Source organism: Prochlorococcus marinus str. MIT 0918 (genome assembly GCF_027359415.1).
Taxonomy (GTDB): Bacteria; Cyanobacteriota; Cyanobacteriia; order PCC-6307; family Cyanobiaceae; genus Prochlorococcus_E; species Prochlorococcus_E marinus_C.
The window spans coordinates 733198-755970 of record NZ_CP114780.1 but is presented as its reverse complement, the minus strand read 5'-3'; the positions used below and the strand labels follow the sequence as shown (position 1 = coordinate 755970).

At 35.4% G+C, this 22773-nt stretch carries 21 protein-coding genes, 3 tRNA genes and 1 other RNA gene; 9 read left to right on the top strand and 16 right to left on the bottom strand.

Annotated features, from left to right (window positions below):
• Positions 1-392 precede the first annotated feature (392 nt).
• From O5636_RS04040 to O5636_RS04030, 3 genes are all read left to right on the top strand, one after another.
• On the top strand, positions 393-839 hold the full coding sequence (locus O5636_RS04040) for an NADH-quinone oxidoreductase (RefSeq protein ID WP_269623333.1): 447 nt from the start codon (positions 393-395) through the stop codon (positions 837-839).
• Between the two features lie 83 nt (positions 840-922).
• Entirely contained in the window at positions 923-2140 is a 1218-nt protein-coding gene (locus O5636_RS04035) for a glycosyltransferase (RefSeq protein ID WP_269623332.1), read from the top strand.
• A gap of 81 nt (positions 2141-2221) precedes the next feature.
• Entirely contained in the window at positions 2222-2920 is a 699-nt protein-coding gene (locus O5636_RS04030; protein WP_420063781.1) for a sugar transferase, read from the top strand.
• Here O5636_RS04030 and cbiB read toward each other — a convergent pair.
• The 5 genes from cbiB to O5636_RS04005 all read right to left on the bottom strand — a co-directional run bounded on the left by cbiB (position 2917) and on the right by O5636_RS04005 (position 7530).
• Positions 2917-3915 (bottom strand): adenosylcobinamide-phosphate synthase CbiB, encoded by a 999-nt coding sequence (cbiB, locus tag O5636_RS04025; protein ID WP_332299715.1) that lies wholly within the window; start codon positions 3913-3915, stop codon positions 2917-2919. The genes O5636_RS04030 and cbiB overlap by 4 nt on opposite strands.
• A 14-nt stretch (positions 3916-3929) precedes the next feature.
• On the bottom strand, positions 3930-4925 hold the full coding sequence (ilvC, locus tag O5636_RS04020) for a ketol-acid reductoisomerase (protein ID WP_269623331.1): 996 nt from the start codon (positions 4923-4925) through the stop codon (positions 3930-3932).
• Between the two features lie 150 nt (positions 4926-5075).
• Positions 5076-5678 (bottom strand): ATP-dependent Clp protease proteolytic subunit, encoded by a 603-nt coding sequence (locus O5636_RS04015; protein ID WP_269623330.1) that lies wholly within the window; start codon positions 5676-5678, stop codon positions 5076-5078.
• Between the two features lie 56 nt (positions 5679-5734).
• Positions 5735-6382, bottom strand: coding sequence for an ATP-dependent Clp protease proteolytic subunit (locus O5636_RS04010; protein ID WP_269623329.1), 648 nt, complete (start codon positions 6380-6382; stop codon positions 5735-5737).
• Between the two features lie 59 nt (positions 6383-6441).
• On the bottom strand, positions 6442-7530 hold the full coding sequence (locus O5636_RS04005) for a PIN/TRAM domain-containing protein (protein ID WP_269623328.1): 1089 nt from the start codon (positions 7528-7530) through the stop codon (positions 6442-6444).
• Between the two features lie 102 nt (positions 7531-7632).
• Here O5636_RS04005 and hemW point away from each other — a divergent pair, with 102 nt between their 5' ends.
• Complete coding sequence (gene hemW / locus O5636_RS04000; protein WP_269623327.1) at positions 7633-8871, top strand: radical SAM family heme chaperone HemW; 1239 nt, start codon at positions 7633-7635, stop codon at positions 8869-8871.
• On the opposite strand, the gene panB is transcribed toward hemW, so the two are convergent.
• Entirely contained in the window at positions 8804-9610 is an 807-nt protein-coding gene (panB, locus tag O5636_RS03995) for a 3-methyl-2-oxobutanoate hydroxymethyltransferase (RefSeq protein ID WP_269623326.1), read from the bottom strand. The two genes, hemW and panB, sit on opposite strands and share 68 nt — an antisense overlap.
• 45 nt (positions 9611-9655) lie before the next feature.
• On the opposite strand from panB, the gene ffs reads away from it, so the two are divergent.
• An RNA gene (gene ffs / locus O5636_RS03990) (signal recognition particle sRNA small type) lies at positions 9656-9752 on the top strand.
• Between the two features lie 12 nt (positions 9753-9764).
• On the opposite strand, the gene ftsZ is transcribed toward ffs, so the two are convergent.
• The 6 genes from ftsZ to O5636_RS03960 all read right to left on the bottom strand — a co-directional run bounded on the left by ftsZ (position 9765) and on the right by O5636_RS03960 (position 14943).
• Complete coding sequence (gene ftsZ / locus O5636_RS03985; RefSeq protein WP_269623514.1) at positions 9765-10886, bottom strand: cell division protein FtsZ; 1122 nt, start codon at positions 10884-10886, stop codon at positions 9765-9767.
• A gap of 169 nt (positions 10887-11055) precedes the next feature.
• Positions 11056-11817 carry a cell division protein FtsQ/DivIB gene (locus O5636_RS03980; protein WP_269623325.1) on the bottom strand — a complete coding sequence of 254 codons (762 nt, stop codon included), beginning with the start codon at positions 11815-11817 and terminating at the stop codon, positions 11056-11058.
• A complete protein-coding gene (locus O5636_RS03975; protein WP_269623324.1) occupies positions 11814-12224 on the bottom strand; it encodes a hypothetical protein in 411 nt (136 codons plus the stop codon). The genes O5636_RS03980 and O5636_RS03975 overlap by 4 nt, the downstream gene beginning before the upstream one ends.
• 46 nt (positions 12225-12270) lie before the next feature.
• On the bottom strand, positions 12271-13329 hold the full coding sequence (locus tag O5636_RS03970) for a D-alanine--D-alanine ligase family protein (RefSeq protein ID WP_269623323.1): 1059 nt from the start codon (positions 13327-13329) through the stop codon (positions 12271-12273).
• A gap of 40 nt (positions 13330-13369) precedes the next feature.
• Positions 13370-14746: a tRNA (N6-isopentenyl adenosine(37)-C2)-methylthiotransferase MiaB gene (gene miaB / locus O5636_RS03965; RefSeq protein ID WP_420063784.1), complete on the bottom strand. Its 1377-nt coding sequence runs from the start codon at positions 14744-14746 to the stop codon at positions 13370-13372.
• A gap of 124 nt (positions 14747-14870) precedes the next feature.
• Positions 14871-14943 (bottom strand) — tRNA-His (locus O5636_RS03960).
• A 42-nt stretch (positions 14944-14985) separates the two neighbouring features.
• Here O5636_RS03960 and O5636_RS03955 point away from each other — a divergent pair.
• Positions 14986-16248: an amidohydrolase family protein gene (locus tag O5636_RS03955; RefSeq protein ID WP_269623321.1), complete on the top strand. Its 1263-nt coding sequence runs from the start codon at positions 14986-14988 to the stop codon at positions 16246-16248.
• Positions 16249-16276: 28 nt separating this feature from the next.
• Positions 16277-17611: an FAD-binding oxidoreductase gene (locus tag O5636_RS03950; RefSeq protein WP_269623320.1), complete on the top strand. Its 1335-nt coding sequence runs from the start codon at positions 16277-16279 to the stop codon at positions 17609-17611.
• On the opposite strand, the gene O5636_RS03945 is transcribed toward O5636_RS03950, so the two are convergent.
• The 4 genes from O5636_RS03945 to murA all read right to left on the bottom strand — a co-directional run bounded on the left by O5636_RS03945 (position 17594) and on the right by murA (position 21548).
• Complete coding sequence (locus O5636_RS03945; RefSeq protein WP_269623319.1) at positions 17594-18853, bottom strand: bifunctional folylpolyglutamate synthase/dihydrofolate synthase; 1260 nt, start codon at positions 18851-18853, stop codon at positions 17594-17596. The two genes, O5636_RS03950 and O5636_RS03945, sit on opposite strands and share 18 nt — an antisense overlap.
• Positions 18850-20034, bottom strand: coding sequence for an aspartate aminotransferase family protein (locus tag O5636_RS03940; protein WP_269623318.1), 1185 nt, complete (start codon positions 20032-20034; stop codon positions 18850-18852). The genes O5636_RS03945 and O5636_RS03940 overlap by 4 nt, the downstream gene beginning before the upstream one ends.
• 8 nt (positions 20035-20042) lie before the next feature.
• Positions 20043-20124: transfer RNA gene (locus O5636_RS03935), tRNA-Leu, on the bottom strand.
• Between the two features lie 35 nt (positions 20125-20159).
• Complete coding sequence (gene murA, locus O5636_RS03930; protein ID WP_269623317.1) at positions 20160-21548, bottom strand: UDP-N-acetylglucosamine 1-carboxyvinyltransferase; 1389 nt, start codon at positions 21546-21548, stop codon at positions 20160-20162.
• Between the two features lie 165 nt (positions 21549-21713).
• Here murA and O5636_RS03925 point away from each other — a divergent pair.
• Both O5636_RS03925 and O5636_RS03920 read left to right on the top strand, forming a co-directional pair.
• Positions 21714-21796: transfer RNA gene (locus O5636_RS03925), tRNA-Leu, on the top strand.
• Between the two features lie 148 nt (positions 21797-21944).
• Positions 21945-22763, top strand: coding sequence for a TrmH family RNA methyltransferase (locus O5636_RS03920; protein WP_269623316.1), 819 nt, complete (start codon positions 21945-21947; stop codon positions 22761-22763).
• The last annotated feature ends 10 nt before the right edge of the window (positions 22764-22773 follow it).

Sequence of the window (22773 nt, the reverse complement as noted above, 5' to 3'; positions counted from 1 at the left end):
GGCAATTTATTTCTTCTTTTCTTGATCATCCTATTATTCCTAAAAAAACTATAGTCGATTTCATATAAATAAAGCCTGAACCCTATTATTGATATCAAGAAAACTATAATAATAATAAATAAATAGATCTTCATTTTCTAAATGAGCTTAAGAACTGTCTTAATTTATTGTATTTATATAGGTTTTCCATTCCATATTAAAAAAATAGAATAGAAGCCTCATGATTAAATAGATATTTGTTCATGTAATTTTACTAAAGAAGCAGTAGAGGTTAGCTGTTTAAGAAGAATGTATCAGCATGATGAAAATATTTTCTTATGTTTTAGAATTATTTTGTGGCTAAACTCATTTTTTTGTGAGCTTGGCTTTCGAGATCATGGCCCGTTCAACTAATGCTATCCATTTCAAAAATTGCTTTTTTTATACCTGCGACTCCTTTTCTTGCAGCTTGCCTAATTTTAATTCTTTTAATTAGTTTCAATAGAACAGTAAATAGGCTTTCTAAGCCTGTTACTTTCATAATCGTTAATAGTGTGGTTTTGCCAACTTTAGTAGCAATGTTTTTATCTTTCAAGCATTTATATGGTGAAGTAGTTAACTCTTCTATTAATTTATTTGGTTTACACTATCTAATTAACTTGAAATTAGACAGTGCTTCTGAGATATCTATAATTTTTATTGGTTTAATTTCTTTATTAATTATGATACTTTCTTATGTTAGATTGCCTAGACAAAAAGGATATGTTAGATATTTTATTTCTTTAGGGTTTATTTCTAGTATATTATTTTTAGTTGTGCTTAGTAATGATTTTAGCTATGGGTTTTTATCAAATTTCTGAAAAGAATAAATCATTTAACTTAAAGCTTCATGAGTTATTCTAATTATTTTATATTCTTTTGTTCAGCCTTTATTTTATAGATTATGCAGGATTTCCCTAATAAGATAGCCCTTATTCATGAATGGTTTAATACACGTTCTTCTGGAGGATCTGAGCAAGTAGTCCATGCTTTCGATGGCCTAATTTCCTCTCTTGGAAGTACAGCTGATCTTTTTGCATTAGTTGACGGCGATAGTCATATTGCCGATAGCTGGTTATTTAATAGAAATATTAAAACTAGTTTTATTCAAAAGATTCCATTTGGTAAAAACCATGTTCAGAAATATCTCCCTCTACTACCATATGCGATTGAACAATTTGATTTAAGAGATTATCCATTAATTATTAGTAGTAGTCATCTTGTAGCTAAAGGTGTTCTTACTTCTCCTGATCAGCTCCATTTAAGTTATGTCCATACGCCTGTTAGGTATGCTTGGGATCAAATGGATGTTTATTTAGAAAGATCTTTTCTAAGAAAAATCGGATTAGGACCTTTTGTTAGATGGCAGTTACACCATTTACGACAATGGGATCAATTAAGTGCTGGGAGAGTAGATTGTCTTTTGGCAAACTCTCGTTTTACTGCAAGAAGAATATCTAAATATTGGGGCCGGAACTCCGAAGTCTTGCATCCACCAGTTGAAGTTGAACGGTTTAATTGGAACAATTCTAGGGATGATTATTATTTGTGCCTTTGTCGTCTTGTTCCTAATAAAAAAGTAGATTTAGTTATTCAAGCTTTTAATATACTTCGATTGCCTTTATTGGTAGTTGGAGATGGTCCAGAGAAGAACTATTTGAGAAGCCTTGCAGGTCCAACTATTCAAATAATGGGTTATCAAAGTAAGGAAAATGTTGAAGATATGATGCAAAAGTGTAGGGCCTATGTTTATGCAGGTATTGAGGACTTTGGGATTGCTCCTGTAGAAGCTATGGCAGCTGGAGCACCTGTAATAGCATTAGGTATTGGAGGTTTATTAGATACGGTTAGATGTGTAACTCAAAATTTAGAATTCTCTACTGGAATTCTTTTTAAATCTCAGAAAGTGAAATCTTTAGTAGACGCAGTGAGTTGGTTTGAAGAACAGAAACTTTGGAAAAGAATGGACCCTGAATTGATCAATAAATGGGCGCAGAATTTTAGCTTAGAATGTTTTAACAAACGATTTCAAAATCTACTTGAAAAGGCCTGGAGTGAAAAAATAAGAGAATCTGAGTTTGCATCAACCGATCCAGTAGCTTTCAAAAAGTTTGATTCTTAGATTCGTTTTTCGCTAATGCGAATTTTTTAGTAAAATCTATTTAAAGGAAATATTTTTCTTATTAAGCATTAGAGAAGTTCTTTGGATTATTCTTCTGCATCTAAACCTCCCATCTCTTCTGAGAAATTATCTACTAAGGACTTCCTTCAAAGACAATGTCGTTATGATAGAACTTTAAAAAGAACTGGAGATATTATATTTTCTATTATTGTATTAATATTTGGGTCTCCTTTTTTTCTTTTAATTGCTTTATTAGTTAAACTAAGTTCTAGAGGTCCAGTTCTTTATTTTCAAGAAAGGGTAGGTCGTGATTTTATTCCTTTTGGATGTATTAAATTCCGTACAATGCATCCTGAAGCTGAAAGTTTACTTGAAAATTTACTTGAAAGAGACCCTTTATTAAAAGATGAATTTGAAAAAGATTTTAAACTACGTAATGACCCTAGAATTACACCAATTGGTAAGTTTCTTCGTAGATCTAGCTTAGATGAACTCCCGCAATTTATAAATGTTTTAAAAGGTGATATGAGTGTTGTGGGACCTAGGCCAATAGTTGAAAATGAAATTGAAAGATATGGAGTTAATATAAGTGAATTTGCATCAGTTAGGCCTGGGATTACAGGGTTATGGCAAGTTAGTGGTCGTAATAACTTAACTTATAAGAGAAGGATAATGCTAGATTTGTTGTATGTTCGAAAAAGAAATTTTTTAATGGATATAAGGATTTTTATAAGGACTTTTGGCGTTTTAATTCTTCCAATGGATAGAGGTGCATACTAGAGTATTAATATAAACTTATTTATTAATATAAAGCCTAAAACCCATGATAATTCAAGTAAGAGTGTAAGACTTAGTATTCTTTTTATACTGTTTCTATTTGCATTTGGACAATTTTTAGCAATAATTTTTTTGGATACTAACTTGTCTTTATAAATATTTGTTCCTCCCATCCTAACTTGTGCACAATATGCAAAAATCGCTTCAGAAAAACCAGAATTTGGAGATGAATCATATGAACCATCTTTAATAGCTTTTTTAATTATGGATGGTGCTTTTATCCAATTATGACTAATTAATGGAAGTGTTAATAAGACTAATCTGCATGGGATAAAGGTGAGAATGTCATCTAGCTTTGCACCTGATTCTCCTATCCATCTTAATTTTTCACTTTTATATCCGATCATTGAATCAATTGTACTGCTTGCTTTATAAAACCAAGCGAATGCTAAAGGCCCAGGTAATCCAGGAGCTAATTTCCATATGAAGCTTCCAGCCATCATCCAAAACAATGGAGCAAATATTCCGTCTACTGCGTTTTCACTAGCTGATTCAGCAGCTGCACGGAGTATTTCTTGTTTTTGAAGGTTTGAAACATTTCTACCAACTATATGAGCTAGCTTCCTTCTGGCTAATCCCAGATCCTTGTCATCGTTATTTAGTGCATTTATTACCAAAGAAACACTTTGATTTAGGCTTTTAGATGCAAGTGAACTTGCTAAGGCAATTAGAACTATAAAATAGATAAAACTTTTTAATATAGGAGCAGATTTTGTAAGAAGTAGTTGCTCTAAAACCCAGCCGCCAAAAAAACTTGCAAAAACAACGCTAAAGGTAAGTAATAATCCTCCAATTCTTAATAGGAATATATTTTCTTGAGCTAAACCCTCTACTTTTGTCTTTAAATATTTGATTAGTATGCCAATTATTTCTACAGGGTGAATTAGAAATCTAGGATCTCCAATAAGCAGGTCTAGTAAAACTGCTCCAATAATCAATGAAATGAAAATAATTAATCAGTTTTAAGCCAACTAAACATTGCGCGAAGACCTTTCCCCACTTTTTCAATAGGGAGTTGAGCATCTTCATCTCTTATCTTTTTCATTTCTGGTTTACCTGCATCACATTCCGCTACAAAATTCTTGGCAAATGTTCCATCTTGAATATCAGCTAAAATTTTTCTCATTTCTGTTTTTGTTTCATCTGTAATCAATCTTGGCCCACTTACATAATCCCCATATTCTGCAGTATTTGAAATTGAATCACGCATAGCAGTTAGTCCACCTTTGACCATTAGATCAACTATTAATTTGACTTCATGAAGGCACTCAAAATAAGCTAATTCAGGTTGGTAACCTGCTTCTACAAGAGTTTCAAAACCAGCTTTAACCAGTGCTGAAAGACCACCGCAAAGCACTGCTTGCTCGCCAAATAAATCGGTTTCAGTTTCTTCTTTGAAATTAGTTTCAAGAATACCTGCCCTTGTTCCTCCAATACCTTTTGCATATGCCATTGCCAGATCACGGGCTTGGCCAGATGCATCTTGCTCTATCGCAAAAAGAGCTGGTACTCCTTGTCCATTTTGAAATTCCCACCTAACTGTATGACCAGGACCTTTTGGCGCAATCATTACAACATCAACAAATGATGGAGGTTTAATTAAGCCGAATCGAATGTTGAAGCCATGAGCAAAACTTAAAATTTTGCCTGGTTTCAGATAAGGTCCAATGTCTTCGTTGTAAATGTTTTTTTGAAATTCATCTGGAACAAGAACCATTATCCAGTCAGCTTTGGCTGAAGCATCAGCGACACTTAGAACTTCTAATCCATCTGCAGATGCTTTGCTTGCTGACCTACTGCCTTCATAGAGGCCCACAACGACATTTACTCCACTATCTTTAAGATTCAAGGCATGAGCATGTCCTTGAGAACCATAACCAATAATTGCGACTGTTTTGTTGCTAAGAAGATCGAGGTTTGCGTCTGAGTCGTAAAAAAGTTGAGCCATTCGAATGATTTAAAGGCTTTCTTGAAAGAAAGCTTAAGAGATTTAAATTATAAGTAAGAACCTTTTTTTACAAAGTCTTTTTTTTTTATTATTTGGTTTTTGTGTTGATATCAAATGAAGAGAATTTTCTTTCTAGGTTTTACTAGGGAATCAAGCTTCATTTGGATGAGAGATAACTCTATCAATTAATCCATATTCTTTAGCTTCGTGAGAGCTTAGGAAGTAATCCCTATCAGTATCCTTGTCAATTTTTTCGAAAGGCTGTCCAGTCATATCAGACATCGCAAGATTAAGCATTTTTTTTATGCGCAGTATTTCTGTAGCTTCAATCTCGATGTCACTTGCTTGCCTTTGCGATGTGCCCCCTAGTGGCTGGTGAATCATAATTCGACTATGTGGCAACGCAAGTCTTTTACCTTTGGTTCCAGCTGACAAAAGAAAAGCACCCATGGAAGCAGCAAGTCCAACACAAATGGTCACAACATCACTTTTGACATATTTCATCGTGTCATATATGGCTAGCCCAGCAGTTACAGATCCCCCTGGACTATTTATATATAGATAAATAGGTTTTGTACTGTCTTCAGAATCTAAATAAAGCATTTGTGCTACAAGACTATTTGCAACCGCATCTGATACTTCTTGCCCCAGAAAAAGAATCCTTTCTGCTCCTAACCTTGTATAAATGTCTACCCAGCGTTCGAATTGACTGCCGGGTAGTCTATAAGGAACACTTGGAGTACCAATAGGCATAATAAAAATCAGATAAATTTGGGAAGAAGAACTTGTGAATTAAGTTGGAGATTGGTTTAGATCTTTCGAGTCGATAGAACTTTGTCGATTAGGCCATATTCAACAGCTTCATTAGGAGTTAGGTAGCTCATTCTGTCTGAATCTTTAGTTAATTGCTCCACAGTTCTTCCCGTGTTCTTGGAAAGAATTTTTAGCATAGCTTGTTTGTTATGAATAACTTCTTTAGCTCTAATTTGAATATCGGTAGCTTGTCCACTTGCTCCACTTCTTGGTTGATGGAGCACAATTGAAGCATGAGGTAATGCTGCACGTTGACCTTTTGCACCAGCAGACAGAATCACTGCTGCAGTTCCCATTGCTTGGCCTATACAAATAGTATGAATAGGTGGTTTGATATAACTAATTGTGTCGCATATAGCAAAAGCTTCTGTCTCAAATCCAATAGCATCTCCAGTATGCCAACTAGTTCCAGTTGAATTTATATAGAAATAAATTGGTTTTTCGGGATTGTCAAATTCAAGAAATAGTAATTGGGCAATTATTAGTTCAGTTACATCCATGCCAAGTTGTCTTTTAGCATCATCATCAGAAAACAAAGGAAGCCCTAAATATACAATCCTTTCTTTAAGTAATAATGATGGCAGGTCTGGTGGAGGTGTTCGCATTACTGCTGAATCACCGTAATAGGGTGCAGATACTGTCATATGAATCAGTTTTATTAGGTTTTGAGCTTAGCTATATTTAGGTATAAGTTGCTTAGCTTTTATTGCTTTTGTTGGGAGGAGGATTTTTTTTCAAGTTTTCCAAACACTAGCCTTCCTGTAGGAGTCTGCAAAGTACCTGTAATTATTACTTCTAATCGTTCGCCCATTAATTCTTTAGCACCTTCAACAACAACCATTGTTCCATCTTCAAGATATCCAACCCCTTGATTCTCCTCTTTACCCTCTCGAACTATTTTTAGAGATAATTTTTCACCAGGTTGCACTTCTGGTCTAAGGGCTATTACCAAATCACTTAGGTTTAAAATATTCAGTTCCTGCAATTCAGCTACTTGGCAAAGGTTGTAATCAGCAGTGATTAGTATCCCACCTGTATCTTCTGTAAGTTGTAACAGCCTGTCATCAGTTCCTTCTCCTTCGTATTTTGTTCTGTTAATTACAAGTCTTTTTCCAAGGTTTTCACGTAGTTCAGTTAGAATTTTAAGCCCTCTTCTACCTTTTGATCTTTTTTCACTATTACTTGAATCAGCTAATTGTTGAAGTTCATCTATAACTGTTTGAGCAATTATAATTTTCCCTTCTATTAGGCCGAAATTAATTAGGCCTTTAATTCGTCCATCAATGATGATACTTGTATCAATAATCTTAGCTCTTGCAGGAGTAAGAATTCCTTCTGAGACTAAAAGAGCTTCTGTACTATTAGGATTAAGGAGTCTAAGGAAAGTTCGACCATGTATCCCTGCAAGATTGTAACCAAGAATACCGAAGAAAATATTACTTATTACGGCTGCAATAGGTTTAATAAAAAAGAATTCTTTAGATAATGGAAGAAGTAGAATAGGAGCTAAAATAAGGTTGGCTGCAAGTAGTCCAAGTATTAAACCAACAGATCTACTTACAATTAAATCTGTAGGGGTAGTCCTGATTTGTTGTGTTAGCTTTTTTCTTAATCCTTGAAATAAAAGTCCTATTAATAATCCTGAAACACTGGTTAAACCTGATGTAACTGTTTTTGTGTCAAATATGGAAGGTAGCTTATCTACAATTATTGGTGAAAATAAGTCAATCCCCAACCATCCAATAGCTGCTCCAGCTATTGCAAATACAATTAGTATCAGGGAGTCCATCATAGGATTGATTCTTAGGATTTTCCCTATGGTCTTTTATTATTATTAAATCTATTGCTTTAAACGAACCTGCATACCTTTGTGTATTGATTTATAAGTCAAATTGTGGATTGCCCTATCAGCGCTTATTTACATATTCCTTTTTGCCATAGACGTTGTTTCTATTGTGATTTTCCTATTGTCCCTCTGGGAGACAGAGCTGGAGGCGAGTTGGGACCTGGCAGTAATTCGATAAAGGCATATTTAAAACTTTTGCATAGAGAGATTGATTTATTTCAAAACGGAAGTCCTTTATCAACTGTATATATAGGAGGAGGTACGCCTTCTCTTTTAACTTCTTCTCAACTGTTTAAGCTTTTAGATCATTTGAAAAGAAAATTTGGTTTACAATATGGAGCAGAAATTACACTTGAGATTGATCCTGCAAGTTTTGATCAAAATTCTTTGATAGGCTTCTTAGATGCTGGTGTAAATAGAATAAGTTTGGGTGCACAAAGTTTTGATAATAATGTTCTTGCTCAATTAGGCAGAAGGCATAATTCTAAAAATGTTTTTGAATCTTGTAATTGGATTAATGAAAGTTTTAGGAAGGGAGATTTGTTTAGTTGGAGTCTCGATCTAATTCAGAATTTGCCTGAACAAACATTAATTGATTGGAAAAATCAATTAATGAAGGCAATTAATTTTTCTCCACCACATTTATCGATTTATGACCTTTCTATTGAAAAAGGGACTGTATTTGATTGGAGAAAAAAACGAGGTGAATTGTCTTTGCCTAGTCAAGATCTTGCTGCTGATATGTCAATGTTGACTAGTGAAACTCTTAGGAAGGAAGGATTCTCGCGCTATGAAATTTCTAATTATGCATTGCCAGGTCATTCATCTCGTCATAATCGAGTTTATTGGAGTGGTGCAGAATGGTTGGGCTTTGGCCAAGGTGCTACAAGTTATTTTTATAGAAAGAGATTTTCACGACCAAAAACTCGTGAAGGTTATAAAAGATGGATAGAACAATTAGAGAAACAAGGTATTAAGAGTTTTTTTGAAAAATCTAATGAAGTAGAAAAAATAAACTTAGATGATTTACTTATTGTTGGTTTAAGAAGAAGAGAAGGAGTAAATATTGGAGAATTGTTAAGTCAATGGGGGTGGGATAAAAAACAAGTTAATGAAAATTTGAAGTCATTAAAAAGATATTGGAAAAAGTTTATTGATATGGGTTTACTTAAACAAAATGGTACCAGATTTAAATTGACTGATCCTGAAGGTATGGAACTTAGCAATCAAATTCTTGTTGAGATGTTGTTTTGGTGGGATTCTTTATCTGATTCACCCAATCTTTGAGTGCATTTATAAAAAGCTCTCTTGATTCAATTATGGGTTTTGCAAAAGGAGGCTGCTTAGATGTTAGTCCTAACAAATCAGCAGTGACTCTTACTTGCCCGTCACAATCTTCGCCAGCTCCAATTCCGATAACAGGAATCTTTAAAAGGTTTCTAATCTTTCCTGTGATTTGTGAAGGTACATGTTCGATAACCACCGCGAAACATCCTGATTCCTCAATCTCAATAGCCTGCTGAATTAATTTGTCTTGACTTAACTTGTCTTTAGCTTGTTTTTGATATCCAAGATTATGGACTGATTGGGGTGTGAGTCCAAGATGCCCCATTACTGGAATTCCCATTCTAATAAAGCGGTTAATAACCGCTAAAACTTCTGGCTCAGCTCCTTCAAGTTTAACTGCTGCTGCGGAAGAATTTTTTAATAAATAGCCTGCGGCTGAAACTGCCTTGTCTTCTCCACATTGATAGCTAAGGAAAGGCAGGTCACAAACTATTAAAGGTTGTTCACTTATTGACTTAGTAAATCCTCTTTCAACTGCTTGAGTGTGATGGAGCATTTGTTCAAGTGTTATAGGAAGTGTTGTTGTATGGCCATGAATAAACATTGCTAATGAATCTCCCACAAGAACAACGTCTGCTCCTGCTGCTTCAACAAATGCAGATGACAGACTGTCCCATGCTGTGAGTATTGTGATTGGTTTGCCAAGTTCTTTAAATCGAACTAATTCCTTAGGAAGCATTTAGCTTTTATGTTGCTAAGAGATTTAGATTGCTAAACTTTAGAGGACTCGGACCTATGCGGCCTCAACGCCCAAAACTGGTCAGGACCGGAAGGTAGCAGCCAAAAGGGATGCTTGAAGCTGGCGTGGACTCCGGGTCACCTAATTAAAGGAATTAATTATCAGGTTCTCTTCTGAGTTGTCTCAACCTTAAAAATTCAGGAATACTTGCCCCAGTTTCTTTATTTGATACTTGTCTATATAGAGATTGATTTGATGTTTTGTTGCTTAATCTTTGTTTGTTATATGGTTGATTGCCAGTAAAACCTGTTGCAATAACTGTTACTTGTAATTCACCTTCCATTGCTTCATCAATAACAGCACCAACAATAATATTTGCTTCTGGATCCACCACTTCATATATGACTTCAGAGGCTGAAGTCATATCTTCTAGAGTCATGTCTTTCCCTCCAGTGATGTTCACTACACAGCCTTTTGCACCATCTATGCGACCTGCTTCTAATAAAGGACTGCTAATTGCTGATTGAGCTGCTTCAGTTGCTCTGGAACGTCCAGAGCCTTTGCCTATTCCAAGTAATGAGGTTCCTGCTTCAGTCATGACTGAACGAACATCAGCAAAATCAACATTCACAAGTCCTGGACAAGTAATTATGTCTGTTATGCCTTTTACTCCCATTCTTAATACGTCATCTGCACTTCTAAAGGCTTCTTGAAGAGGTGCACCAACAATTGCTTCTTTAAGGCGGTCATTAGGTATAACAATTAAAGTATCAACATTTTCAGTAAGTTTTGATATTCCTTCGTCTGCCTGACGCATTCTTCTACGCCCTTCAAATCCAAAAGGCTTTGTAACTATACCAACTGTAAGTGCACCACTCTGTTTAGCTACTTCTGCTACTACAGGGGCCGCACCTGTTCCTGTTCCGCCTCCCATTCCCGCAGCAATAAAAACCAAGTCAGCACCTTCTAAGGCTTGTTGCAGCTCTGCTCTGGACTCTTCAGCAGCTTTTTCTCCAATACTTGGATTCCCTCCAGCTCCTAATCCTCTTGTTAATGTCTGGCCTAGTTGCACTCTGTTCTCTGCTGATGATTGCAGTAAAGCTTGTGCATCTGTATTTAAGACTCTGTAAGAGACTCCTTTTAGATCGCTATTTATCATTCGGTTTACAGCATTGCTGCCGCCACCCCCTACCCCAATGACTTCTATTCGAGCATTCTGACTTGGTTGAATGCCCTCGGTTCTATATCCAGAACCAGAATTGTTTCCCATACCCATCACCATATTGAAAATTTAAATAATGCTTTTTTGTGCATTATGAACTGGCTAGAGATTTATGTTGGCTTTTTCAAGAAAGTCTCTTTTTTCTTTAAGAAATAAAATCAGAATTCACTGACTTTTCTATAAAATTTCTTTTGAAAATTCCCTTTTTGCAAAGCTTGGATAGTTAAATCTCCTTTTTTTGGAAAAATAATTTTGGTTTTTCTGGATTTTTTAAATCGAGGATTGTTTTTGAACCATTTTTCAAATCAGATGATAAAGACCGAGATAATTCATCGAAGGCATCTAATTGCTTTTTCAGTAAAGCTTTTTTACTCCCTAAATCAACTAGCAAAAAATCTTTGGTTTGAAGTCTTATTTGGCCGTCATTATTAAAGATTATTTTTTTTAGTTTTTTTGGGGATTCTCTTTGATGATTAAGAATCAGAGTAATCCACGGCTTGTTTCTAGAGCTCCACCCTTCAACTATTAACTGATTTAAATCATTTGTATATTCTGCAGATTCAAAAATAGGTATCCAATCTCCTTCTTTGTCTATCATCCCTGCTTCTTTACCGCTTGTCTTTGAGCGGAATGCTAACCCTATTGGCTTTTTCTCAAGAATTTCAACATCTATGCCTAAAGGAGAAATCCTTCGACTAATAGCTACCGATTGGATTGGTAAGTTTTTTTGAATTTTGCTTTCTAATTCTTTGGGATTAATTTTTAATAGAGATGTCTTGGCCCTTATACCAAGGGCTTCAATTATTTGCTCTTTGGGAATATTTATATTTCCTTTGACATTTATTTGGTTGGTTGCAATTGGTTCCCATCCTTTATTTGCAAGCAATATTGCTAATAATAATGATATTGAAAAGTAGCAAAATATACTCCAGACTTGTTTGATTTCCTTAGGTATTGATTTTTGATTCTTTTTTAAGCTTTTCATAAGTCGCATCGTGCCTTAGTCATCAGTTGATTCATCCATTGACGAGCACGATCTGCATCAGAAAAAGGAATGTCTATTTCTTTCCCACATCCAATTAGTCTTAATCTACATTGACCTTGAGATTCATTTGTTAAAGGGGCTTCTCCTGAACTAAGAGCCATTAACTCAAGAAGTTCTAATTGTTTTATTTCAAAAGTTTCTTTTTCTTTAAAAGTACCTGCTTCAAAACTGCTCCAACTAAGAAGCCCTTCTTTTAGCCGAGCTGCACATGATCCATCTAATTTTGCGAGCTCAGAACCTTTTGCCCAATCTCTATAAAGGTTTTGCCTTCTTCTCTCAAGCCAACCTAGTGCTGTTAGAAGCACAAAAACTATAAGTAAAGGAAACCAGAGAAGTCCATGAATCATATTTTTCGGAATGGATTGTTTAAATAACCATTCAAGTGGAACTCATTTATTCTTTAGCGCTTTCTATCAACCTTGACACTAGTTTTGAGAGATTTATTCCAGAAGCTGCCCAAAGCATTGGATACATGCTTTGGGAGGTGAACCCAGGTAATGTATTTATTTCATTGATCAACAAGTTACAAGTATTTTCTTCATAAAAAAAATCAACCCTTGCAATTCCTTCCACTGCAATTGCATTGCAAGCATAAAGAGCTAACTTTTTTATTTTATTTGATAGTTCAATTGATATTGGAGCAGGAATTAAAATTTCATTTGATTTTTCTGAATATTTAGTTGAATAGTCATACCAATCAGACTTATATCGAACTTCTCCAACGCAAGATGTGATCATTTCTTTTTTACCAAGTACACCGCATTCAAGCTCTCTTGCTGTAATTCCTTTTTCTACTACTACTCGATTGTCTAGCTTAGAGGCTATTTTAATTCCTTGTAAAAGATCTTCTTTGTTATATGCCTTGCTAATTCCAACGGAAGATCCAAGATTTGCAGGTTTGATAAAACAAGGATAACCTAAATTTAACTCAATTTTTTCTATTAATAAAATAAGATTTTTTTTATCTAATAAATCCTTTTTATATACTTCACAATAACTAACTTGCGGTAATCCAACTGATGAAAAAATATTTTTCATGGCAATTTTATCCATACCTAAAGCAGAACCTAGAACGCCTGAGCCTACAAATGGCTTACCTGTAAGTTTGAAAAGCCCTTGAATAGTTCCATCTTCACAATTTGGGCCATGAAGAACTGGAAACCAAATATCTATTTTTTCTATTTCTTCTGGAAAACAATTTAACCCTATAGAACTATTTAATTTATTATTAGTGGTATTAGGTATGGAATCTGCGTGTAAAATATTTTCAGCAGCTTCCCCTTGTAACCATTTTCCTTGTTTATCAATATAAAAGGGGGTTCCTTTATATTTTTTGGAATTAGAAGTTTCTCTTAAAGCAGTTAAAATTGTTTTAGCTGAATTGATGGAAACCTCATGTTCTCCTGATACGCCTCCAAAGACTATTCCAACATTTGTAACTTTGTTTTTCATTTATGAGGATCTTTTATTAAATAAAAATTATAATTAGCTTTTATATTAAAGGGATGCCACTGAGGGAGAATGATCTTATTGTTTGAATTTTAACTTTAACAAGATCTCCAGGTTTATATGCAACATTTCCAAGAGCCTGATTAGGAAAAAATGTAAGTCGATTTGTCCTTGTTCTCCCCATCAGTTGATCTTTATCTTTGGGATTTACTTTTTCCGCAAGAACTTCTACGACTTCGTTTTTATAGCGGGCATTTCTAATTTTTGCTGTTTGTTCGACTAATTCATTCAGTTCTCTTAATCGTTCAATTTTGATTTCTTCAGGAAGTTGATTGAGCCATGATGCTGCAGGGGTATTTGGTCTTGGTGAATAAGCAGCTGTATTGACTTGGTCAAAACCTATTTCACTAACAGCTTTAAGAGTATTCTTGAATTGGCTTTTATTTTCCCCTGGGAACGCAACAATTACATCGGCGCTAATAGAGGCATTTGGCATAAGATCCCTAATCTCATCAATTATTCTTTTGTATTTCTCAATTGTGTAACCTCTGCTCATCCTTTTTAGTATTTCATTGTCACCGCTTTGAAAGGGGATATGAAAATGCTCGCAGAGTTTTGGTAATTCTGCGCAAGCTTTAATTAAGCGATTTGTGAAATAACGTGGATGGCTAGTTGCGAATCGAATTCGTTCGATTCCTTTTATGTCATGAATGTAATAAAGAAGATCAGTTAAGGTGTTTTTACGTCTTCCAGAAGGAGAAATGCCAGGTAAGTCTCTACCATATGCATCAATATTTTGTCCTAGTAAGGTAACTTCTTTAAAGCCTTTAAGAGCAAGATCTTCTATTTCTATTTTTATTGCTTCTGGTGTTCTTGATTGTTCTTTACCTCTTACAGATGGCACTACGCAGTAAGTGCATCTTTCATTGCAACCATAAATCACATTTACCCATGCACATATATTGCTATCTCTTCTAGCTGCAGTTAAATCTTCAAGGATTTGATTTTCATTTGTTGCTACAACTTGGGAACCATTGTCGACTTGGTTTAGAAGTGTCTCTAGGCGATTTGCATGTTGAGGACCCATTATAAGATCAATTTCAGGAACTCTTCTAAGCAAGGACGCTCCTTCTTGCTGAGCAACACATCCTGCAACGACTAGTTTTAAATGCGGAGTTGTTTTTTTTCTTAAGGCTTGTCTTCCTAAATAGCTATATACTTTTTGCTCTGCATTGTCCCTAATTGTACAGGTGTTATATAAGACAAGATCAGCATTCAATTCTGTCTGAGCTTCTTTATATCCCATTTTTTGGAGGATTCCTGCCATCTTCTCAGAATCTGCTTTATTCATTTGACATCCAAAAGTTTTAATCCAATAACTTCCTTTATCTTCTTTAGAGGTTTCTAATTCTCTATATATTTGTTTTGAATTAGTTGATGGCACTGTTTTGATAGAAACCTGAAGATTTAATAAAATGATTTTCTAATTTTCGCCTGAAACATCACTTTTGCCTGTGATCTTTCATAAGATTCTATTAAATAAGGGCGAGCGAGGGGATTCGAACCCCCGAATAGCGGCGCCACAAGCCGCTGCCTTAACCACTTGGCGACGCCCGCCGCATATATACAAATTTACCAATTCGGCCTTGCTTGATATAAATGTTTGCGCAAAAAAAGACATCTACTGATATTCAAAGCATTGAGGCATTAGTTCCAAGAAGCTTAATTACCAGTGGTGGAGATGTTTTAGGTGCCGAAATCTCTTCTGAAGGACTTTGTCCTTTAAGAGTTCATTTGCAAGAAGGTGTTATTAGAAAATTCGAGATAATCGAAAATTTTGCAAATCCTTCTATGGGGTTACTCCTCCCAAGACTGATTGAACCGCATACTCATATTGATAAGGCATTTACCTGGCAGTCTTGGCCAAATTTATCAGGCACTTATCAAGGTGCATTGCAAGCAAATTTAAATGAATATAAAGAGCGAACTATTAAACAAGTTAGGGCAAGAGCTAATAAAGCATTAAATTTGTGTTTGAGAAATGGTTTAAGAGCAGTTAGAACTCATGTTGACAGTTTTGGGTGGATTGGTGATCAGAGCTGGGAAGTTTTATTAGAGCTTAAAAAGGATTGGCAACCATTTATTGATTTGCAATTAGTAGCTTTGGTTCCTTTGGACTATTGGATTACTGACCATGGGAAAACATTGGCGCGTAAAATTTCTAGAAATAGAGGTTTGATTGGAGGAGTTATTGCCCCACCTTATGAAAAAAGAAAATTAAGAAGTCTGTTGATGAATTTATTTTCTTTAGCAAATGATTTGAGTTGCGGTGTTGATCTCCATATTGATGAAACTTCTATTACTCCTTCAGGAGGATTACGTGAAATGCTTAATGTTCTTGATCATATTAAGCTAGATGTGCCTGTAACTTGTAGTCATTTAAGTAGTATGGGATTGCTTTCTCAAAAAGCAATAAATTTCTTTGCAGATAAATTAGCGCACCATCAAATAAATGTAATTTCTCTCCCAATTACAAATTATTGGTTGTTATCAAGATGCCCTAAATCAACTCCAATTAAGCGCCCATTAGCACCTGTCAAGCAGCTTCAATATTCTGGAGTCAATGTTGCTATTGGAGGTGATAATGTTCAAGACCCTTGGAATCCAGGTGGTAATTTTGACCCAATTTCTTTGATGGCTAATGCAGTATCTATGACTCATATTGCCCCATGGGAAAGATTGGGATTATCGACATTTATAACAGCGCCATCTAGATTGATGGGATTGGAATGGGATGGAACTTTTCAAAAGGGAAGTTCTGCAGATTTTGTTTTATTAGATATTGATAGTTGGTCAGGAGCAATGTCTAGACCTCCGAGCAGGAAAATAATGATTAAAGGAAAGTGGCTTGAATTAAATTAATTATTTTTTAAACAAAGTTCTTAAGCAAATGCTCAATAAATCTTTCTTGAATGACCTTTTAAATGAGATAAAAGGGTTTAATGATTTGGCAATACTTTCAAGACCTTCTGAAATTAATAGATATTCTCGTGATTTTTATGATTATTCGCCTGTATTGAAGAATCAACTTTCTGGATGTTGTGCGGATCTAGTAGTAAAACCCTTATCGATTCAAGCAGTAATTAGAGTTGCAAATGTCTGTACTAAATATCAAATTCCATTGACTTTGAGAGGAGCAGGAACAGGGAATTATGGTCAATGTGTTCCTCTTAAGGGTGGGGTTGTGATGTTGATGACTTCTCTTACAAAAATAAGAAACTTTGATTTAAATACTGGTGAAGTAACTGTAGAAGCTGGATGTTTGCTGGGAGATTTAAATACATATTTGATTAAAAATGGACGACAATTGAGGTTGTTGCCAAGTACTTGGAGAACTGCCTCTATAGGAGGTTTTATAGCAGGGGGTTCTGGTGGGATAGGTTCGGTTCGATGGGGTTTCTTACGAGATCCTGGTCATTTATTAGGGCTGGAAATTGTTACTTTAGAAAGCCCTTCTAGAACAATCACTCTTAACGCAACTTCAGCAGAAGCATTGAATCACGCATATGGAACTAATGGAATAATTACTGCTTTAAGACTCTCTACTTGTCCTGCAGTGGATTGGCAGGAGGTTGCAATAGATTGTGAAAGCCTTTTTGATTCAATAAAACTATTTGAGACTTTCACAAGAGCAGCTGTTGATTTATTTTTGTGCAGCTTTTTAGAAAGAACCATTGTTCAGTTTCTACCTAGTTGGAGTGGAGAACCAAAAGGGAAAAATCGTTTATTGCTTTTGGTTGCTCCGGATGGGGTTTGTACTGTAGAGAGATTAGCTAAAGCTTATGGGGCCGATTTCAACCATCTAGGATCTGAAAAAGCTGGTAATGGTTTTAGAGAATTAAGTTGGAACCATACGACTTTGCACATGAGAGCAATTAATCCAGATTGGACTTATCTCCAGATGCTTTTACCTCAGCCCGAAATCAAGATAATTCAAAATCTTAAAAGTAAATGGGGAGATACTTTGCTTTGGCATTTAGAAGCGGTTAGGCAACAAGGAGTACAACGAATAGCTGCATTGCCATTGGTTTTATGGAAAGGTAATGATTATTTAGAGGAATTAATTTTAGATTGCAAAAATGCTGGTGCAATTATATTTAACCCTCATGTAATTACAGTTGAAGACGGTGGGTTAGGTGTCATTGATTCTGACCAGGTTTCTGCTAAGAAAAAATATGATCCAAAAGCATTACTTAATCCAGGAAAGTTAAAAGGATCTCTTTGAAGATTTAAATGGATTAATTGTTTTTTTAAATAGATCCCCTATTAGGTATAGCGAACCTGTTATTACAGGAGGTGGTTTTGGCCATTCTCCTTTTGAGCGAAGATGCTTTAAAACTTCTATTAATCCCTCAGATTCATATAATTGATGAGATAATTCTGGGCAATTATTGGCAATGCTTTGTTTGTCCCAGCTTTCATGGTAAGGAATAGGAATAATCCAAGCAAGGTCTTTTGCTTTTAATAAATATCTCAACATTGTTTGACTATCTTTATTTTTCTGTATACCAATTATCCAAGTAACTCCTTTGTCTTCATCTTCCCAAGTTAAACGTTCTTTTGAAAGCTGTTTTATTGCATCTGGGTTATGAGCACCATCGACCAATAAAGGTAGATTTTCCCAATTTGTTTTTTGTAGTCTTCCTGGCCAGGATGCAGATGCAAGGCCTTTTTTGATTTGATCATTGTTAATTACCCACCCAAAACTTTTTAATGACTCTAAGGCAGCCTTTGCAACAGCAGCATTTTCTCTTTGTATATTCCCTTTTAGTCCAAGCTTCCAATTTTTAGATAAAGGTTTAACCCAAGTAATCTTTGCGTTGTTTTTTTTTACAGCTTTTTCGAGCACCTTCTTCACTTCAGAATTTTGTTTAGCACTAATTATTGTGGAACCTTTGGTAATTACAGCTGACTTTTCTTGTGCTATTTCGGTTAAGCTTTTACCAAGGTGCTCACAGTGATCTTTGCTGATACTTGCCATTGCAATTATGGGCCTATTGGGATGAATTGTTGTTGCATCTAATCTTCCACCTAGACCGACTTCTAAAACCATTAGTTCAACATCTTTACTAGAAAAATGATGAAATGCACTGGCGATTAAAAGTTCAAAAGGAGTTAATTCATCTCCCTTAATTAACGAATTAATGCTAAAAATTGCTTCTCTGAGCTCTTTATCAGTAATCATTTCTCCATTTACTCTTATTCTTTCACACCAGTTAATTAAGTGCGGTGATGTTGTACAACCAGTTTTAATTCCTGCTTTGACTAAGCAATTTTCAAGGAAACATGCAATTGAACCTTTACCATTCGTCCCTGCTATTTGAATTGCTGGAATATTTTTACAAGGGTTTCCCATTTTATTTATTGCATTCTCTATTCTTGCAAGACTAAGATTCATTCCCTTGAGCTTAAATGAAGGAATTAGGTCGTCTAAATCATTATTTAGATTTGAAGTTGAAATATTCAAGTTATTAAATCTTCAAAACAAATGTTAAGTATTCTTAGTATTTCTTTAATTTGTTTTTTCTTGATAATTAATGGTGGGACTATTCTAATTACTTTATCGCCAGCACCAATAAGAAGAAGACCTTCTTCTATAGATTTTTTTATAAATATAGAAGATGTTAAATTACTTTCTTCTTTTATTATTAGCCCTTGCATTAAACCAAGTCCTCTTACTTCTTTAAGATGATTTGGGTATTTTCTCAGTATCTCCTGAAGGCCTTCTCTTAATTCAATACCTCTTAGAGTGGAATTTTTTAGAAGATTTCGATTCTGTATTTCTTGAGCGACAGTCAAGGCTGCTTTGCAAGCAAAAGGATTCCCACCAAAAGTACTTGCGTGATCTCCAGGTTTAAAAATATTTGCTTTTTCTTTTACTAATAAAGCGCCAATGGCATGACCTCCTCCTAACCCTTTTGCAATTGTGAAAGCATCTGGTTCTACATCAAGGTTCTCATATCCCCATAGCTTTCCAGTTCGACCCATGCCTGATTGAACTTCGTCAAAAATTAATAAAATTTTATTTTCATCACAAAAATCTCTTAAGAATTTAAAGAATTTAGGGTCTCCAGGATGAATTCCACCTTCTCCTTGGATTGGTTCTATTAAAATTGCTGAAACTATACAGCCATCATTTTTTAATTGTTGGTATAGGTTCTCAACAGATTTTGAATCATTAAAAGAAAAGAAGTCAAATCCTTCTACTAAAGGCTCAAAGCCTTTTTGATATTTGGGTTGTCCTGTAGCGCTAATTGCAGCGAGTGTTCTTCCATGAAAGCTTGACTTTGCAGAAAGAATAATTGGGGTCTTGCTAACACCATTGATATGACCATATTTTCTAGCAAGTTTGATTGCTGCTTCATTAGCTTCTGCACCACTGTTGCAGAAAAAAACACTGTCAGCACAACTTTCATTAACTAACCAATGTGCTAACTCTTCCTGCTCTGGAATGTAGTAAAGGTTGGAAACATGTTGAATCTTGTTAAGTTGCTTGCTAAGAGCTTTTGATAACTTCTTGTCACTATGACCAAGAGTGCATGTTGCAATACCAGCTACTGCATCTAGGTACCTTCTCCCCGTATCATCCCATAACCATACTTCTTTCCCTCTAACGAATTTTAGAGGTATACGGTTATAAGTATTCATTAGACAAATGGGAGCGGTCGGACTTGAACCGACAAACCCGAAGGTGCCGCATTTTGAGTGCGGTGCGTCTACCAATTCCACCACGCTCCCTTAAATTTGCTTTTGGGATTGATTATTGTTTGATTTTAGGCCACTTCGGCATCAGAAGAAACAATGTTTGGTTGTTCTAGTATTTTTGTATTTTTTTTCATTCTATTTGGACTTTTTATCATGCTCCTTGAGATGTTGACTCCTAAAGAACTTAGTTTATCTTCGAAATTTTCATAGCCTCTGTCCAAATGACTTAATCCTTCAACAATGCTAATTCCTTGAGCACTTAGACTGGCTAATACCATTGCAGCAGAAGATCTTAAATCTCCACCAGTAAGAGAAGTTGCTTTTAAACTCTTTACTCCTGAGACAAAAGCAGTATTTCCTTGAAGTTGGATTTTGCTCCCCATTCTTTGCAATTCACCCACATGTTGCATCCTTTTTTCGAAAATGGTTTCTTTAATTTTGGAAGTTCCTCTGGCAGTAGCCATAAGTGCCATATAAGGTGCTTGTAAATCAGTAGGGAACCCTGGATAAGGCATTGTTGTGATATCTACTGAATTTATAGTTTGAGGGGGTATGATTTTTACTTGTTCATTTGATTGTTCAATTAAACATCCTGCTTCTTCAAGCTTGGAGATCACCGATTCAAGATGATGAGGGATTACTGGTGAAAGAGTGAGAGGACTTCGAGTAATAGCTGAAGCAATTAGAAATGTTCCCGCTTCAATGCGATCAGGTATAACTCTATGTATACAACCATGTAATCGATTAACTCCTTCAATATTGATTTGGGATGATCCAGCCCCTTTAATGTTTGCCCCCATTTTGTTTAACATATTTGCTAGATCTTGTATTTCTGGCTCTTCAGCAGCATTCTCAATAATAGTGGTCCCATGAGCCAGAGTTGCTGCCATTAAGATTGTTTCAGTTGCACCAACACTTTTACATTTAAAGTTTATTTTTGTACCTATTAATTTTCTGAGTGGATTAGTGATTTTAGCAATTATATTTTCATCTTTTATTCTTACATTAACTCCTAATGCTTGCAGCCCATTAATATGCTCATCAATAGGCCTTGCGCCGATCCTGCAACCTCCTGGTAAAGGGATTTTAACTTCTTCGAATCTTGTAAGAAGCGGTCCTATGCAAACTAAGCTAGCCCTGAGAGCATGAACTAGTTCATAAGGTAATTCTTTTTGATTGCCATTTAATCCAGATGCATTTATTTGGAGTTTATTCTTGTTACGTTTTATATTTGCCCCTAAAGATTTTAGAATATTTGTCATTACATCAATATCGGTAAGCTTTGGAATATTATTGAGAACAAGAGTTTCTTTACATAAAAGAGATGCCGCCATCAAAACTAGTGCAGAATTTTTGGCACCACTAATATTTACATGACCCGATAAACAAGATTTCCCTTCAACCCTTAAATACGGTAAAAGACTATCTTCTTTGAGTATTGATGACACGCTATGCATGTCTTAAATGAAACCATGAATACCCCTATCATGCAAGGTTATATAAAGTCGTCTAGCTTTATGAAATAGAAAAAGACTTTTCACTTAAAACCTAGGGCAGTCAGATCACATTCTTATTTAGCTAAGGAGAAGTAGATTGATGCTTTTTTATAGTGAATTGATCATGCGGATGTGGCGGAATTGGTAGACGCGCATGTTTCAGGTACATGTGGCTTTGTGCTATGGGAGTTCAAGTCTCCCCATCCGCATTAATGAAATATTTTGCTGCTTATTCGATTTAAATTCTTATTTACATCCTCCTTTTTTGGTAACTGATAAAGAATCTTTTAAAAAATTATTTAGAATAGAAATTCTAGTTCTTCAAGAGGTTTAAAGATTAAAACGTCTGCTCTGACTTTGATTACTAGTTCTCGGAATCCTTTAGTGCGCCGCTTGAAAGCATTATCTGCTCCTAAGGAACGTTATCAAAAATCAAGTTTCTTACTTGAAGGAAGTAATTTGTTGAAAGAAGCTTTAAAAACTAGTTCGCTGCCTTCTGAAATAATTGCCACTCCAGAATGGATTGAAAAACATTTAGAGATAATGGAATGTTTACCTGAAAGTGTTCGCCTTCATCTTGTTTCGAAATCTGTGCTTAAGGCATCTCTTACAACTGTAAACCCAGATGGAGTTGCATCTCTTTTGTCTTTAGATTCGCTCCCTAAAGTAAACGATAAAGCTGATTTCATTTTAGCTCTTGATAGATTGCAAGATCCTGGCAATTTAGGAACTTTGTTTAGAACTGCTTTGGCCGCTGAAGTAGAAGATGTTTGGTTAGCGATGGGAGCAGATCCACTTAGTCAAAAAGTTTTAAGATCATCTGCTGGAGCAATTTTCCATCTTCCTTTTCAACGTTTAGGTAATTCTGAAGAAGATGCTGTTAATGAATTGTTTACGAAGTTAAAAATGGCTAAAGATAGAGGATTCCAAATTGTTGGAACTTATGGGCCAGGAGCTCATGCAATTACAAGGGTTTCTCCCTATTGGGAGATTAATTGGAGTGAGCCAACTATCTTAGTTTTAGGGAATGAAGGCTCAGGCCTTCATCCGAAAATCCAAGCTTCTTGTACGCATGCAGTAACGTTGCCTCATAATGTACTTGTTGAGTCTCTAAATGTTGCATCTGCAGCCGTTCCATTACTGTTGGAACGGTTGCGAGCCAAAATGACCTCTTAGTACCCTGAAA